Origin of the sequence: Pseudomonas sp. YQ_5 (assembly GCF_043103305.1) — a bacterium.
Classification (GTDB): domain Bacteria; phylum Pseudomonadota; class Gammaproteobacteria; order Pseudomonadales; family Pseudomonadaceae; genus Aquipseudomonas; species Aquipseudomonas putida_Y.
In genome coordinates, this window is the sequence record NZ_JBICJS010000001.1 from 1 (window position 1) to 15589 (window position 15589).

A 15589-nucleotide genomic window follows, 5' to 3' on the forward strand; every position below is an offset into this window, starting at 1 on the left:
AAAAAGCCCGCTCACGCAGGCCACGGAGGCCACGTGAGCGGGCTGTGCCCCGCAATGTTTCAGGCAATGGGAATTCAGGCGAACGCCGGCACCACTTCCTTGATGAACAGCTCCAGCGACTTTTTCTTCTCGGCGTGGGGCAGGCTGTTGTCGCACCAGAAGCTGAACTCGTCGACGCCCAGTTCCTGGTAGTACTTGATGCGCGCGATGATTTCTTCCGGGGTGCCGATCATGGTGTTCTTGCGGATGTTCTCCAGCTGGAACGCCGGCACTTCGGCGAATTTCGACTCCGGGCTCGGCTCCAGGAAGCCATTTACCGGGGTGGTCTTGTTGCCGAACCAGGCATCGAACGTGCGGTAGAAGCGCGAGATGGCCTGGGCGCCAACTTTCCAGCCTTCCGGATCAGCCGGACTGTGCACATGGGTGTGGCGCAGCACCATCAGTTGTGGGCGCGGCACGTCTGGGTTGTTGTCCAGGGCGGCCTGGAACTTGTTCTTCAGGTCCAGCACTTCTTCGTCCCCCTTCATCAGCGGGGTGACCATGACATTGCAACCATTGGCAACGGCGAAGTTGTGCGAGTCCGGGTCGCGGGCGGCGATCCACATAGGCGGCGTGGCGTTGAACGGCTTCGGTACGCTGGTGGAGGTCGGGAACTTGTAGACTTCGCCATCGTGGGCGTAGTCGCCTTCCCACAGCTTTCGCACGACGGGCACCATCTCTCGCAGCGCCTTGCCTCCATCGGTGGCGGGCATGCCACCTGCCATGCGGTCGAATTCGAACTGATAGGCGCCGCGGGCCAGGCCCACTTCCATACGACCGTTACTGATCACGTCGAGCAGTGCGCATTCGCCCGCAACGCGGATCGGGTTCCAGAACGGCGCGATGATGGTGCCGGCGCCCAGGCGGATCTTCTCGGTGCGTGCGGCCAGGTAGGCCAGCAGTGGCATCGGGCTTGGCGAAATGGTGTATTCCATGGCGTGGTGTTCGCCGATCCACACGGTGCTGAAACCGCCGTTCTCGGCCATCAGGGTCAGTTCGGTCAGGTCTTCGAACAGCTGGCGGTGGCTGACCTGTTCATCCCAACGTTCCATGTGCACGAACAACGAAAATTTCATGGGTTTTTCCTCAACGCTTGTTGTTACCCGTCAGTAAAGCGGGCTTCAGTGTGGGAGCGGGCTTGCCCGCGAAACAGAACACGCGGTGGGTGGCACCGGCTTCGCCGGTGTTCGCGGGCAAGCCCGCTCCCACAGGGGTCTGCGTCGAATTGCAGGCTTCAGGCAAAGGCCGGTAGGCTGGCCATTTTGCCGCGGCAGTACACCATGGGCCGTGGTGCTTCTGCCGGGACGATCAGGTTGTGCACCTTGCCAACCATGATGGCGTGGTCGCCACCTTCGTATTCACGCCACAGTTCACATTCGATCACTGCGGTTGCGCCGGCCAGGATCGGGTTGCCCAGTTCGCTCAGGCTCCACTCGATACCGCTGGCCTTGTCCTTGCCCTTCTTGGCGAACGCGTACGCTTCTGCCTGCTGCTCACCCGAGAGCAGATGAATGGCAAAGCGCTTCTGTTTGATCAGTACCGGGTAGGAGTCGGAGGTGTAGTTGGGGCAGAACAGCACCAGTGGCGGGTCCATCGACAGGGAGGAGAAGGCGCTGGCGGTCAGGCCGACGACCGAGCCGTCGTCGTCCTGGGTGGTGATGACGGTAACGCCGGACGGGAAGGAGCCCAGAACGTTCTTGTAGACAGTTGCGTCGATCATCGGGAGTACCTCTGAAGGGCTGCGGTGGTCCGCGGTTTTTATCGTTGATGTGTCTGATGGTATACCGTAATACCTATTTTGCAAGCGGAATTTTCAACCCGGCTTTTTCACGATGGACGGCTCAAGGCCACGTATATCGTGGCCTTGAGCGATCAGGTAGTTTGCCGCCAGGGTTGCGCAAGCGGATCAGCGGGCGTTTTTTACTGCGGATCAGTGTTGTCAAAAGTTTGGAATACCATAATATGGTCCGCAGCTGAGAGGCCGCCTAGAAGCGGTTTCCTTACAAAGATAAAAACGACCTTTCGAGCTGAAAACCATGTCCCAACCGTCGTCGCAACACCAGTTTGTCGAGAATCACACGGTCGATTACGTTCCACCTGCCGAGCGCCATGGGAAGGCGCGCGACCTGTTCACCCTCTGGTTCAGTACCAACATTGCACCACTGCCCATCGTCACCGGTGCCATGGTGGTCCAGGTGTTCCACCTGAACCTGTTGTGGGGGTTGATAGCCATTGTCCTGGGCCATCTGGTCGGGGGCGTGGTCATCGCCCTGGCCTCTGCGCAGGGGCCGCAGTTGGGCATTCCACAAATGGTGCAAAGCCGTGGCCAGTTCGGCCGTTACGGCGCCTTGCTGATCGTGTTCTTTACCGCGCTGATCTATGTCGGCTTCTTTATTTCCAACATTGTTCTGGCAGGCAAGACCATCCACGGTATCGCCCCGAGTGTGCCGATGCCCGGCGCGATCGTGATAGGTGCCCTGAGCGCTACTGCCATCGGCGTGATCGGCTATCGTTTCATCCACATTCTCAACCGCATCGGCACCTGGGTGATGGGTTCGGCTTTGCTGGCCGGTTTCATCATGATGTTCATCCAGGAATTGCCGGCAGACTTCTTCAGCCGCGGCGCGTTCAACCTGTCGGGCTTTATCGCCACCGTGTCGCTGGGTACCATCTGGCAGATCAGCTTCTCGCCGTACACGTCAGACTATTCGCGTTATCTGCCGCGCGAAGTGGGCATTGCCAAACCGTTCTGGGCGACCTACCTGGGCGCCACCCTGGGTACCATCCTGTGCTTCAGCTTTGGTGCAGTGGCAGTGTTGTGTGTCCCGCAAGGCACTGACGCAATGGACGCGGTGAAGCAGGCTACCGGCTGGCTGGGCCCGATCCTGATGGTGCTGTTCCTGCTTAACATCATCAGCCACAACGCCCTCAACCTGTATGGCGCGGTGCTGTCGATCGTGACCGCAATCCAGACCTTCGTGGCCGAGTGGACGCCGAGCGTCAAGGTACGGGTGATCCTGGCCTCGGTCATTCTGGTGGGCTGCGGGATGGTGGCACTGAATGCCTCGGCGGACTTCATCGGCCAGTTCATCGGCCTGATCCTGGCGCTGCTGCTGGTGCTGGTGCCGTGGGCTTCGATCAACCTGATCGACTTCTATCTGATCAAGAAGGGCCAGTACGACATCGCCTCGATCTTCAGTGCTGACGGCGGCATCTATGGCCGCTTCAACCACCACGCGATCATTGCCTATGCCTGCGGCATCCTGGTGCAGTTGCCCTTTGCCAACACGTCGCTGTATGTGGGGCCGTATTCCAATATTGTGGAAGGGGCCGACTTGTCGTGGCTGTTCGGCTTGCTGGTGACGGTGCCGCTGTATTACTGCCTGGCGACGCGCGGCAAGGCTGCCGAGAAGGCGGGGCGAGTTGTGAGTGTCAACGACTGATAGATTGTCGTTGCTGTAACAGGGGCTGCTTTGCAGCCCCTGTCATTTCCGATCAGACCTTGAACTGCGCCACCATCCCGTTCAAGTCCACTGCCAGCCGCGACAAGTCTTGCGCTGCCGCACTGGTCTGATTGGCACCCGCCGACGTCTGCATCGCCAGATCACGAATGTTGACCAGATTACGGTCCACCTCCCGTGCCACCTGTGCCTGCTCCTCAGAAGCACTGGCAATTACCAGGTTACGCTGGTTGATGGAGGCGATCGCCTCGGCAATCACCTCCAACGCCAGCCCTGCGCCTTGTGCCACTTCCAGCGTACCGCTGGCACGCCCCTGGCTGCTGTGCATTGCCGTTACCGCACGCTCGGTACCGTTCTGAATACCAGCAATCATCTGCTCGATCTCCGCCGTTGACTGCTGTGTACGGTGGGCGAGGGCGCGGACCTCGTCGGCCACCACGGCAAATCCACGGCCCGCTTCGCCGGCGCGGGCAGCCTCGATCGCGGCATTCAGTGCCAGCAGGTTGGTTTGCCCGGCAATCGCGCCAATCACGTCCAGAACCCGGCTGATCTCGTTGGCATTGCTGGCCAGTTGTTCGATCTCGCCCGAGGTGTCGCTCACGTCAGCCACCAGGTGCTGGATGGAGGCCAGTGCCTGGTTGACCCGGTCGCGGCCATCGCGGGTGGTCTGGTCGGCGCCTTTCGAGGCGTCGGCGGTGCTGACCGCATTGTTTGCCACTTCCTCGACCGCTGCGGTCATCTGGTTGACGGCCGTGGCCGCCTGGTCGATTTCCGCGCTTTGCTGGTGTAGGCCACGGCTGGTGTCTTCGGTGACGGTGTGCAGTTCTTCCGAGGCTGAGGCCAGCTGGTCTGACGAAGCGGCGATCTTGCGAATGGTATCGCGCAGGCTGCTTTGCATGCGGCTCAGAGCGCGTAGCAGCAGGGCTGGCTCATCGCGGCCGACAATCCGGATTTCCTGGGTGAGGTCGCCGAGCGCGACCCGTTCCGCGACGGCCACGGCATCGGCCAGGGGCGCCACGATGCTGCGCGTAAGCACGATAGCAATAGCGGCTAGAGCAAGCATGATCACAAGCAATGAAGAGATGATGGCCGTGAACGCTTCGTCTGCTACGTCACTGCTGCGCTGCGAGGCATCTTCGGCACCTTTGCTGTTGTAGTCGATCAGCGCCACCAAAGCCTTCATCATGCTGTCGGCACGCTGGGTGAGCGGGCCGCTGATCTGCTGCTTGGCCTCGTCCATACGCCCTGCGGCAATGTTCTGCAGCACTTTCACCTTCAGTTCGAGGTACTGCTGGTGCGCGTCATTGAATGTGTTGAACAGAGCATGGTCGTCGGAAGCGATGAGGGTGTCAGCGTAGTCCTTCAGGCCACCCTGGAGTTCGGCGTTGATGCCTTCGAGCATCTGCAGGTTGCGTGTGCGCTCGGTGGGGTTATCGTCCAGCGCGGCGCGCAGGGTGATGGCTCGGGCGCGCCCGAGGTTGCTGCTGATCTCGCCCAGCGCTACCACGGAGGGCATCCAGGTGAGCCGGATCTCGTCAGTGGCCTTGTCCATCTGGCGGGTTTCGTAAAGTGCGATAAGGCCCATGACCAGGACCAGGATACCCAACAGGGCGAATACGCTGGCAGCGCGAATGCCGATTTTCAAATTCCGTAATTGCATGGAAAGCTCCTTGCCGGTGGCGTGCAGGCGTCAGGAGCTGGCTGGAAAGCCGGGCCGCCGAGGTGGCGCCAGGCTCTTGATGCGCTGCGGATTAGTAGATTTGCCTCACCCTCGTGCATGTTTTTTGTTTGAATGATGCCATATGGCCATCATTGTTGAACAGTCATTCAATGTAACAAGGCAATTGACAAAGCTGTCATTGTCTGAGGCTTTTCCAAGTGTTCGCGCCGAGTCATTGCAATCATCGGGTCTTGATACCCGCGAACAGGCCCTTGAATCAATGCACAGTCTTGCGCTGACGCACACATTCCCGGGCTTGAGCGGCCAGTTCATCCAGCCGCTCATCGCGCATTTGCTCCGCTTCGATCATCGCATCCTCACCCTGCTGGTTGAGCAGATAGGTGTGAATCTGCAGCACTTCAGCCGTCTGATAGATCGGCGCAATGTCCAGGCGCCCGATCAGCGCTCCACTGGCCTGGCCGGTACTGCTCATCAGCACCTGGGGTCCATTGGCGGCCACCACTTGCATGCCCATCGCTTCGAACCATGGCACCTGTTTGGCAAAGGCGTTCAGCTCCACACAGGCATAGCGCGCCTGCAGGTCGCCCAGCAGGGCACGGGCGATGCCCTGGCGGCGATGGCTGGCGGAAACGGCCAGAAAGGCCAATGCACAGGCCTGCCCATCGTCCTGGGCTGGCAGCGAAAGAGCAAAGCCCAGCAACTGGTCAGGTGCTTCGGCATCCAGCGCCAGGGTAAGCGCCACGGCCAGGCCATGGGAGCCGTCCAGTGCTTGCAGGTACCGGTGGACTTCCATGCCGACGCCGTACTGGTACAACGGGTACAGCGGGTTGTCGACGGCGATGGCGACACTGCTCAATTCGCCGACATTGTGAATGACCAGCTCGCGGATCTGGTTCTGGAAAGATTCGGGCGGCACGCTGTCGAGGCGGCTCAGGATGAACATCTGGGGGGGGCTCCGGCGAATGAGAATACAACCCGCGCGGTGTTGGCGCGGGTTGTACAGTCTAACCGGTTTTGCCGTATCAGCCGTGTGCCTGTAAGGCACCGAGCATCAGGTCGAGGTTTTGCACGGCAGCACCAGAGGCACCTTTGCCCAGGTTGTCGAACACTGCGGTGAGCAGCACCTGGCCATGCTCGGGGTTGGCGTACAGCGCCAGGCGCAGGTCATTGCTGTCATTCAATGCCTCGGGATCGAGGTTTGCCGCAGCGCCGCACTGATGCAGGGGCATCACCTGGACATGGCGGGCACCCTGGTAATGCTGCTCCAGGCAGGCTTGCAGTTGCTCGGCGCTGATGTGTCCAGGCAGCAGGCGAAGTTGCAGGGGAATGCTCAGTACGATGCCTTGCCGGTAGGCGCCATAGCCGGGCATGAACATCGGCCGCGCCGACAACCCCGCATGCTGCTGGATCTCCGGTACGTGCTTGTGCGCCAGCTCCAGGCCATACAACTGTAGGGCAGGGGCTTTGGCGGCGCCGGGCTGTTCATGCCGCTCAACCGCCGCGCGACCGCCACCGGAGTAGCCAGAGACGGCGTGGATGCTCAGCGGGTAGTCCGCAGGCAGAAAACCGGCCTTGACCAGCGGGTGCAGCAGCGCGATGGCCCCGGTGGGATAGCACCCGGGGTTGCTGACTCGCTTGCTTTGCGCGATACGCTCGGCTTGCTGTTCGTCCAGCTCCGGCAGGCCGTACACCCAGCCAGGTGTGGTGCGGTGCGCAGAGCTGGCGTCGATCACTCGCACTTGCGGGTTGTGGATTGCGGCCACGGCCTCGCGGGCGGCGTCGTCGGGCAGGCACAGCAGGGCGATGTCGGCGCTGTTGATCGCTTCGCAGCGGCGTTGCGGGTCCTTGCGCTCGGCCTCGGGGAGGGTCAGCAGGCGAAGATCGGTACGGCCCTTTAGGCGGGCATGGATCTGCAGGCCTGTGGTGCCTTGGTCGCCGTCGATGAAAACAACAGGGGTATGCATGGTCGGGGTCCGGTTGGGGAAAGATGGCCCATGCTCGCCCGTAGCTTTGGTAATGAAAATTTGAATATGATGATCAATATATTCAGGTTCTCTGAATGACTTTTTGAAAAGCGTAGTGAACCTGTGGGTTTACCCGCGAAAGGACAGGCTCTGACAATGCGCGAAATCAGCCTCGACCGCCTCCGCACATTGGTGGTCATCAGCGACCTGGGCTCTTTTGCAGAGGCCGCCCGCCGGCTTAACCTGGCGCCGCCCACCATCAGCTTGCATGTGGCTGAGCTGGAGGCGCGTATCGGCGCCCCATTGCTCACCCGCACCCGCGGCCAGGTGCGGCCCACCGTCATCGGTGAAACACTGCTGGGGCGTGCCCGGCGCCTGCTGGCGGACGCTGACCTGGCGCTGGACGAAGTACGCCGGCAGGTCGAAGGGTTGACCGGGCGTGTGCGCCTGGGCGCCTCCACCGGTGCCATTGCCCATTTGCTGCCGCAGGCATTGGCGCGCCTGCGTGTGGAGCACCCTGGGATCGATGTGCAGGTCCAGGTGCTGACCTCCCAGGCGTCGCTCGCGCGCTTGCGTGAGGGCACACTGGATATCGGCCTTGTAGCCTTGCCGCAGGTGGCCGGTAAAGGATTGACGGTCACCCCTTGGCGGCGCGACCCGATTATGGCGTATGTGCCGGCCGACTGGCAGCCACCGGCCAGGATCACTCCGGAGTGGCTGGCGCAACGGGCGTTGATTCTCAACGACAGCACCACCCAGCTGTCGCGGGTTACCGGGGAGTGGTTTGCAGCGGCGGGGTTGTACCCCGAGCCGCGGATCGAGCTGAATTACAACGATGCGATCAAGAGCCTGGTCGGCGCCGGGTATGGGGCGACATTATTGCCGCAGGAGGGGGAGGCGGCCGAGTTGGACCGGCGTATTGCTCGTCGACCGCTGCGGCCGGGGTTGTGGCGGCAGTTGGGGATTGCTTGTCGGGAAGGGCAAGTGGAGCGCGCCACGGGGTATGTGCTGGAGGCACTGGAACGGTTGCTGTAGGGACGACTCCACTATTCCGCTATAGCAAGGCCTGCACGTTCCAGTTCCAGCGCCTTGCCGAGCTCAGAACCAGCGATCGTTCTTCTTGCGCCCACGGGTCAGTGCCGGCAGGATCAGCCCCGCCAGCAAACCTGCACCGGCGATGCTGCCGCCATACACCATGTAGCGCATCATCACCTGCTTGTTCTCATCCCCCAGGCGGGCCTGGGTATCGCGCAGGTCCGACTGGCTCTGATCGAGTTGCTCGTTCAGTGCCTTGTTGCGCGCCTCCAGCTCGTCAATCAACTGCTTGCGCGAATCAAGTGTTTCCTGCATCCCTTGCACGCGGTTCTTCCAGTTGTCGTCGATGGTCTTCAACTGCCCGGTCAGTTCGGCAACCTGGGCATCGAGCAATGGCAGGCGCTCGTTCTGCCCGGGTACCGTCTGCAGGTCGTTGCTGAGGATCCACACCACATCTCCGTTCTGCCCACGCACCTGGCTGTAATTGCCCTGGCTGCCGAGCAGGGTCAGCTTCTGCCCGGACTTGAGCGTGCCGACAATGCGGTGCCCGTCGGTCGGGCCGCTGCGCACGTAGGTGCTCAGGCTGTCGCTGACCCAGCGTGCGTCGCTGGCAGGCTCTTCGGCGTGCGCGGGGGCGGCGATACCCACCAGGGCGGCAATCAGGCCGATGCGCAGGGCAGGGAGGGCGGAAGCATTTGGGCGGGAATCGGGCATGTTGGGTCTTCGCTGAATTCGCTGGAACAGGACAAAAAGTAGGCCCGGTGACTGGGCCAATGAACCGGTCGGTGAGTTGACCGTCAGCGAAAGACCGTTTTTTTGTCAGCAGGTTCACTGCCTGACGTCGGAAATATCTGCAGAATGTTGCAGTACTCCACTCAGAGCGCTGCGTTGCCGATGACGCAATTGTAATGCGCCGATCACCTTGGCGTTATCTGCCGGCCGTCAATCTCGGCCCGCCGACATAACAACAAATGCGACGTTCAAGGAGTATCGGATGACGTGTAGATCACCCCTGACATTGGCTGCTTGCCTGGCGTTGGCCAGCGTTGGCAGCCAGGTTGTTGCCGCAGAAGAAAGCGCGGACGGATTCGTGGCGGGCAGTACCCTCAGCGTGCTTAATCGCAACTTCTATTTCAACCGCGATAACCGCGATTCTGCGGCCCCGACACACAACTCAAGCAAACAGCCTGACAGCGGCTACTCCGAAGCCTGGGGGCACGCCGTGATTACCCGATTTGAGTCGGGCTTCACCCTGGGCACTGTAGGTGTTGGCGTGGATGCGTTTGCCATGCTTGGCCTTAAGCTCGACACTGGCGGCGGCCGCAACGGCGGGCGCAGTTCCTTCGACGTATTGCCGGTCGACCGCGACGGCCAGGCACGTGACGAATACACCAAGGTGGGGGGCGCGGCCAAGGTGCGACTGTTCGACACGGTACTGAAGGTGGGCGATGTGTTCCCGGCCAACCCGGTGGTGGCTGCTGGCGATTCGCGGCTGCTGCCGGAGAGCTTTCGTGGGGTGACCCTGGAGAACACCAGCATCAAGGGCCTTGCCCTGCAAGCCGGGCGTCTGCATGCCATGAGCCAACCGATGTCCAGCGACCTGCGGGAGAACTTCGTGACGTTCTATGGCGGCCCGGTCGATTCGCCGTGGATCGCCTATGGCGGGGGGGACTACACGCTCAATGAGCATGTTGGCGTCAGCCTGTTCAGTAGCCGGCTCAAGGACGTGTGGAACCAGTACTACGTCGGCACCAGCCTGAGCTGGCCGTTGAGCGAGAAGCTGGCCCTGATTGGTGGTTTCAACTATTACAAGGCTGTTGATGAAGGGCAGCAGCGCCTGGGCGCCTTTGACAACGATATCTGGAGCGCCAAGCTGGGTGTGCGCTTTGGTGCTCACACCCTGGCCCTGACTCACCAGCGCAACAACGGCGACGACGACTTCGACTACCTGCGTCAGTCCGACTCGATCTTCCTCGACAACTCCATCCAGTACAGCGACTTCAACGCGCCCAAGGAGCGTTCATGGATGCTGCGCTATGACCTGAACATGGCCACCTACGGCGTACCTGGGCTGTCGTTCATGACACGTTACGGCAAGGGTACCGACGCCGATTACTCCAATGCCAACGCCACTTACATGCGCCGCGACGTCGCGGGCAACCCGCTGACCGACCAGAAACGCTGGGAACGTGACATCGAGGTCAAATATGTGGTGCAGACTGGCGCGGCCAAGGACCTGTCGTTGCGGGTTCGCCAGGCCACCACCCGGGCCACGGCGTTCGAGTCGGACCTGGACGAAGTGCGGCTGATCGTGGAGTACCCGTTGTCGATTCTGTGATTCCACTTTGGCAACCTCGTTGCTCCTTTGGCCTGGGTGGATTTTCTGGCGCTCCGCTTGGGGCGCTTTTTTTATCGGACTCATCGCGATTAAACCTGCATTGGCATCAGGTGGTCAGGTGTTACCGGTACGCCGGGGCTATGAGGCTAGACTCAAGGCTCACCTTCGATCTTGGAGCGAAGCCATGACTGCCAAGAACACCATCTGCCTGTGGTATGACCACGAAGCTGAAGAGGCGGCGAACTTCTATGCCCGAACGTTCCCCGATAGCCGAGTGGTCGCTGTGCACCAGGCACCCGCCGATTACCCTTCAGGCAAACAGGGCGATGTGATCACCGTGGAGTTCACGGTAATGGGCATTCCTTGCGTGGGACTCAATGGAGGGGCGGCCTTCAGGCACTGTGAGGCATTTTCATTTCAGGTCAGTACCGCGGACCAGGCAGAGACCGACCGCTTGTGGAATGCCATTATCGGCAACGGCGGCGAGGCCAGCGTTTGCGGCTGGTGCAAGGACAAATGGGGGGATTTCGTGGCAGATCACTCCACGCATCCTCATCGAAGCCATCAGCCACCCCGACCGAGCGGCGGCCAAACGTGCGTTCGAGGCCATGATGCAGATGGGCAAGATCGATGTGGCCAGGATAGAGGCCGCGTTGAAAGGTTGAAGCAGACCTGTGTTTTCAGCAGCAGCGGCCTCGTGCTGTGATCGGGCTGCGTGGCAGCCCGTGGTTTTCTGATTGAAGCAATCAGTTGCTGGTTACTTCGGCCTCTGCCGCTGTCTTGGTCGATGCCTTCTTCTCCTGCACTACAATGTAGAACTCCTCTCCATGCTTCACCGCCCCATACAGCACGGCCTTTTCGATCAGCTCGTTGCCGCGCAGGTGGCGCAGCATCATCGGGTCCTTGCGCAGGTCGCGGTACAGCGCCAGGCATAGCAGTACCATCACCACCACGAATGGCAAGGCCACGACGATGGTCAGGTTCTGCAGCCCGGTCAGCGCCTCGCCAGGATTACGTGGGTCGCCGATCGCCAGCATGATCGCCGCCACCGTACCGGTCAGCGTGCCCCAGAAAATCACTGTGCGCCGCGATGGCGCGGTGGTGCCGTGCTCCGAGAGCGTGCCCATCACCAGCGAGGCTGCGTCGGCACCAGAAACGAAAAAGATGCCCACCAGGATCATCACCAGCACCGAGGTTGCCGAGGCCAGCGGGTAGCTGTCCAGCAACTGGTACAGCGCGTGGTTACTGTTGACCGCACCGTTGGCCAGCTGGAAGGCGCCCTCGCGCACGGCCTCGATGGCGGCGCCACCGAAGATGGTGAACCACACCAGGCTGACCAGGCTTGGCACCAGCAGCACTCCGGTCACGAACTGGCGAATGGTGCGACCGCGGCTGATGCGGGCGATGAACATGCCCACGAAAGGCGTCCAGGAGATCCACCAGGCCCAGTAGAACACGGTCCAGCCGGCCAGCCAGCTGTTCATCTGCTCGCCGCCGCTGGCGTTGGTGCGGGCCATCATCTCCGGCAGCATCTTGATGTAGATGCCGAGCGAGGTCGGCAACAGATTGAGCATCAGCAGCGTCGGCCCGACCATGAACACGAACACTGCCAGCACCAGTGCCAGTACCATGTTGGTGTTGGACAGCCACTGGATACCCTTGCCGATGCCCGACACCGCCGAGGTGACGAAGGCAATGGTCAGCAGGGTGATGATCGAGATGTAGAACAGTTTACCGGGGCTTTCTATCCAGCCGTTGTATTCCAGGCCGCCGGCAATCTGCAACGCGCCAAGGCCTAGCGAGGCGGCCGAGCCGAACAGTGTGGCGAAGATCGCCATCATGTCGATCAGGCGGCCGAGAGGGCCGTTTGCGTGCTTGCCGATCAGCGGCCGAAAGGCAGCAGAAATCAGCTGCGAGCGGCCACGGCGGAAGGTGCCGTAGGCGATTACCAGGCCAACGATGGCGTACATGGCCCAAGGGTGCAGGGTCCAGTGGAACAGGGTGGTGGCCATTGCCACCTGCATCGCTTCGCTGGTCTGCCCGCTGGCCGAGCCGGGCGGCGGCGATATGTAGTGCGACAGCGGCTCGGCCACGCCGAAGAACATCAGGCCGATCCCCATACCGGCGCTGAACATCATCGCTACCCAGGACACCGTGCGGAATTCTGGCTGTTCGCCATCGCGGCCCAGCGGCACCCGCCCGTAACGGCTTGCGGCCAGCCACAGCACGAACACCACGAAGAGGGAGGAGGTGAGCACGAAGAACCAGCCGAAATTGAGAATGACCCAGGATTGCGCGTTGGAGGCGCTGCTGGCCAGGCTGGCCTGGTTGAGGAAGCCCCAGAGCACGAACGCGATGGCCAGGAGGCTGGTGAAACCAAAGACGATCCAGTCAAGCTTGCCCTCGAAATGCCGATCCTGGCGGGCTTCTGCGGTTTTCGAGGGGTCTGTGACGCCAAGATCGAGTGTTTCGGGGATGTGTTCCTTTGCCATGTATGATGAGGCCCCATTTGTGTATTGCCTGGACGCGCAGGCTTGTTGTGTGGGCTGCCGAGCACGATGACGGCCTCGGCGGGGTGGATTGCCGGCGGGATTATCCTGTGCAGCAAACAGCGGCTCATGTCCCCATAACGTCGTGGGGCGTCCATTACGCGACTTGGCAAATACTTTTAGTTCTGGGGGCAGTGGCCCTTTCTGCTTCGGCTTCTGGTACCCTGATGGCCATAACCTGGGCCCACACATACGAGCATCGTAGAAGTGCTGCTGCTTGCGGGCCTGGCCGCACCAGGAAACGGAGATTCGTCATAATGGCCACTGACCGTGTGAGCCTGATTCATTTCGATAAATTGAGCATGAGCCCTGCCGCTGCCGATCGGTTCCAGAAAGCCCTCGACGCGCTGGAAGCGCTCAAGCTGCAGGACCGTTACGTGTACCTCATCGCTCCCTATCTGGGTGATATCGCTGACGCCTCCGACGCTGATCAACTGGCCACAGCCCTGGAGCAGGGCTTGCGCGTGGTCGATGAGTTGCTGGCAGCCAGGTCGGTAACCAAGGTCAAGGCCGAGGAAGTGCGCCAGGTGTTCCACAGTGCTGGCGAACATGCGCGGGCAGAACTGCCTGGCTGAGTAGTGGCATGGCCAAAGACATCGACAACCCCTGCGTCTCGTTATGCCAGCTCAGCAGCGAGCTGTGCGTGAGCTGTGGCCGTACCCGTGACGAAATCCGCAAATGGCGGGGCATGAAGCGCCCCGAGAAGATGGCCACTGTGCAGCGGGCTGCGACGCGAATGAAGGCTATCGTCAAGAAGGCGGCAAAGCGGCAGAATACAGACTGAACCTGCGCTCAATAGACGCAGCCTCACCTGATTGTCTGACGAGCCTGAAATGGATTCTCACTCGCTGTTCGCATTCACCCTGGTCGCCGCCATCGCGATCGCCAGCCCCGGCCCTGCCACCCTGATGGCTATCAACAACAGCCTTGCCCATGGCCAGCGCAGCGCGATCTGGTCGTCGCTGGGCAATGGCACGGGCCTGTTCTGTTTGTCGGCTGCAGCCATGCTGGGGCTAGGCGCACTGCTGGCGAGTTCTGAAGTACTGTTCAATGCCGTGAAGATCCTGGGGGCGGGCTATCTGTTCTACCTGGGGGCGCGCCAACTGCTGAAGAAGAGCCCGATGCTGGAGCAGGGTGCCGCAGAGTGTGCGGCCAAGGTGCGGCCTACGCCGCTGAAACTGTTCAAATCGGCCTTTCTCACTGCAGTGACCAACCCGAAGGCGACCATGTTCTTTACAGCACTGTTTCCGCAGTTCATCGACCAAGGGGCTGCGCTATTGCCGCAGTTCCTGACCTTGACCGGGATTTTCGTGGCCTTGTCGCTCACTTCGCTAAGCGCGTATGCCGCCCTGGCTGCGCGGGCCAAGGGGGTGCTGACCCGGCCGTCGCTGTCGCGCTGGGTGAACAGGGTGGTGGGCACCACCTTTATCGGTTTTGGCGCGGCGATCCTGGCGATGCGACGGCAGGGCGCCTGAAAAGCCCAGTTTGTCGCCGGCCGTGCAGGCGCTCACTGTGTGTCCTTTGGCAAATTTATCAACGGGACGATGAAAGGCTCGTCTGCGGGTTGCTGATGGTCCAGACTGTCTACAGCGCGCAGATGATAGCTGCAGGCGACCACGGCAAGTGGCAGCCTTTGGCCACTACGCCGGATCGCCGGGTGTTTCATGTGCCGAGGGTCGTAGATGATCGAGCGTTGCTTTCGCCACGTCTTGCTCCTGATGTGCCTGTCACTGCTGCCCCTGGCTGCAACAGCGGATGATGCATGCCTACGGCTGACCGCCACAGGCAACCCGGAATACCCCCCGTACCTGTGGCGCGACCCACTGAACCCTCAACGACTGATCGGTGCCAATGCCGACCTGCTCAAATACCTGGGCAAGCAGTTGGGGCTGGACATAGAGGTGGTTTACGCCGGGCCGTGGTCGCGAGCCCAGGAAGAAGTGCGCACCGGGCGGATCGACTTGATGGCCGGGTACTTCCTGACCGAAGCGCGCCGGCAGCATGTGGACTTCATCGCCCCGCCGTTTTTGCGTACCCCCAGCGTCATCTGGGTGCGCCAGGACAATGCCTTTGCCTACCAGCAATGGGCCGACCTCAAAGGCCGCAAGGGTGGCACTCTGGTCAACAACAGCCACGGCCAACAGTTCGATGAATACGCCGAGGCCAATCTCACCCTTGAAGCGGTGCCCAGTGCCAGGCAGGCGTTCGAGAAGCTGATGCACAAACGCAGCGATTACGTGGTGTACGAGCAGTTTCCTGGCATGGTGCTGGCGCGCACGTTGGGCATCGCAGCCACTGTGCAGGTATTGCAGCCACCCGTGTCCAGTGAAGGGTTGTACCTGGCAATCTCCCGAGAGTCGCCCTGCAACCGGCCACCGCTGCGTGAGGCGCTGGCGCGGGAGATGGCGAAGATCGTTGGCGGGGCCTTGCCCGAGCAGTGGTTGAAACAGAACCTGGAGCGGTGGCAGTGACAGAGTAGCTCAAGTGCTGCGCGGTCTTTAGGGGAGCAGCCTTGTGTCGGT

The 15589-nt window shown here is 61.3% G+C and carries 14 protein-coding genes and 1 pseudogene; 8 read left to right on the forward strand and 7 right to left on the reverse strand.

All coding sequences use genetic code 11. The features are described 5' to 3' along the window. Positions 1 to 74: 74 nt before the first annotated feature. Together ACF8EA_RS00005 and ACF8EA_RS00010 are read right to left on the reverse strand one after the other, a co-directional pair. A complete protein-coding gene (locus ACF8EA_RS00005; RefSeq protein ID WP_392520884.1) occupies positions 75 to 1115 on the reverse strand; it encodes an LLM class flavin-dependent oxidoreductase in 1041 nt (346 codons plus the stop codon). Between the two features lie 158 nt (positions 1116 to 1273). Then, the gene (locus tag ACF8EA_RS00010) at positions 1274 to 1759 is read right to left on the reverse strand and encodes a flavin reductase family protein (RefSeq protein ID WP_010954485.1); all 486 of its coding nucleotides are present in this window, start codon (positions 1757 to 1759) and stop codon (positions 1274 to 1276) included. A gap of 316 nt (positions 1760 to 2075) precedes the next feature. Here ACF8EA_RS00010 and ACF8EA_RS00015 point away from each other — a divergent pair, with 316 nt between their 5' ends. After that, positions 2076 to 3482, forward strand: coding sequence for a cytosine permease (locus ACF8EA_RS00015; protein WP_021782027.1), 1407 nt, complete (start codon positions 2076 to 2078; stop codon positions 3480 to 3482). A gap of 52 nt (positions 3483 to 3534) precedes the next feature. Here ACF8EA_RS00015 and ACF8EA_RS00020 read toward each other — a convergent pair whose 3' ends face one another. From ACF8EA_RS00020 to argC, 3 genes are all read right to left on the reverse strand, one after another. After that, a complete protein-coding gene (locus ACF8EA_RS00020) occupies positions 3535 to 5160 on the reverse strand; it encodes a methyl-accepting chemotaxis protein (protein WP_392520885.1) in 1626 nt (541 codons plus the stop codon). 277 nt (positions 5161 to 5437) lie between these two features. After that, positions 5438 to 6124: a GNAT family N-acetyltransferase gene (locus ACF8EA_RS00025; RefSeq protein WP_338444824.1), complete on the reverse strand. Its 687-nt coding sequence runs from the start codon at positions 6122 to 6124 to the stop codon at positions 5438 to 5440. Between the two features lie 79 nt (positions 6125 to 6203). Further along, positions 6204 to 7145: an N-acetyl-gamma-glutamyl-phosphate reductase gene (gene argC / locus ACF8EA_RS00030; protein WP_392520886.1), complete on the reverse strand. Its 942-nt coding sequence runs from the start codon at positions 7143 to 7145 to the stop codon at positions 6204 to 6206. A 156-nt stretch (positions 7146 to 7301) separates the two neighbouring features. Here argC and ACF8EA_RS00035 point away from each other — a divergent pair, with 156 nt between their 5' ends. After that, positions 7302 to 8180, forward strand: coding sequence for a LysR family transcriptional regulator (locus ACF8EA_RS00035; protein ID WP_103462372.1), 879 nt, complete (start codon positions 7302 to 7304; stop codon positions 8178 to 8180). A 63-nt stretch (positions 8181 to 8243) separates the two neighbouring features. Here the strand turns inward: ACF8EA_RS00035 and ACF8EA_RS00040 are convergent, their stop codons facing one another. Further along, the gene (locus ACF8EA_RS00040; RefSeq protein WP_021782022.1) at positions 8244 to 8894 is read right to left on the reverse strand and encodes a TIGR04211 family SH3 domain-containing protein; all 651 of its coding nucleotides are present in this window, start codon (positions 8892 to 8894) and stop codon (positions 8244 to 8246) included. A gap of 280 nt (positions 8895 to 9174) precedes the next feature. Here ACF8EA_RS00040 and ACF8EA_RS00045 point away from each other — a divergent pair, with 280 nt between their 5' ends. Together ACF8EA_RS00045 and ACF8EA_RS00050 are read left to right on the forward strand one after the other, a co-directional pair. Further along, complete coding sequence (locus tag ACF8EA_RS00045) at positions 9175 to 10518, forward strand: OprD family porin (protein ID WP_392520887.1); 1344 nt, start codon at positions 9175 to 9177, stop codon at positions 10516 to 10518. 184 nt (positions 10519 to 10702) lie between these two features. Then, positions 10703 to 11183, forward strand: a pseudogene (locus ACF8EA_RS00050) (VOC family protein). A gap of 81 nt (positions 11184 to 11264) precedes the next feature. Here ACF8EA_RS00050 and ACF8EA_RS00055 read toward each other — a convergent pair. Further along, the gene (locus ACF8EA_RS00055) at positions 11265 to 13010 is read right to left on the reverse strand and encodes a BCCT family transporter (protein ID WP_392520888.1); all 1746 of its coding nucleotides are present in this window, start codon (positions 13008 to 13010) and stop codon (positions 11265 to 11267) included. 314 nt (positions 13011 to 13324) lie between these two features. Here ACF8EA_RS00055 and ACF8EA_RS00060 point away from each other — a divergent pair, with 314 nt between their 5' ends. From ACF8EA_RS00060 to ACF8EA_RS00075, 4 genes are all read left to right on the forward strand, one after another. Further along, on the forward strand, positions 13325 to 13642 hold the full coding sequence (locus tag ACF8EA_RS00060) for a hypothetical protein (protein WP_021782018.1): 318 nt from the start codon (positions 13325 to 13327) through the stop codon (positions 13640 to 13642). 8 nt (positions 13643 to 13650) lie between these two features. Further along, on the forward strand, positions 13651 to 13851 hold the full coding sequence (locus ACF8EA_RS00065) for a DUF1289 domain-containing protein (protein ID WP_021782017.1): 201 nt from the start codon (positions 13651 to 13653) through the stop codon (positions 13849 to 13851). Positions 13852 to 13900: 49 nt separating this feature from the next. Further along, the gene (locus ACF8EA_RS00070; protein WP_021782016.1) at positions 13901 to 14542 is read left to right on the forward strand and encodes a LysE family translocator; all 642 of its coding nucleotides are present in this window, start codon (positions 13901 to 13903) and stop codon (positions 14540 to 14542) included. 207 nt (positions 14543 to 14749) lie between these two features. After that, positions 14750 to 15538, forward strand: a complete 789-nt coding sequence (locus ACF8EA_RS00075; protein ID WP_392520889.1) for a substrate-binding periplasmic protein — start codon at positions 14750 to 14752, stop codon at positions 15536 to 15538. The last annotated feature ends 51 nt before the right edge of the window (positions 15539 to 15589 follow it).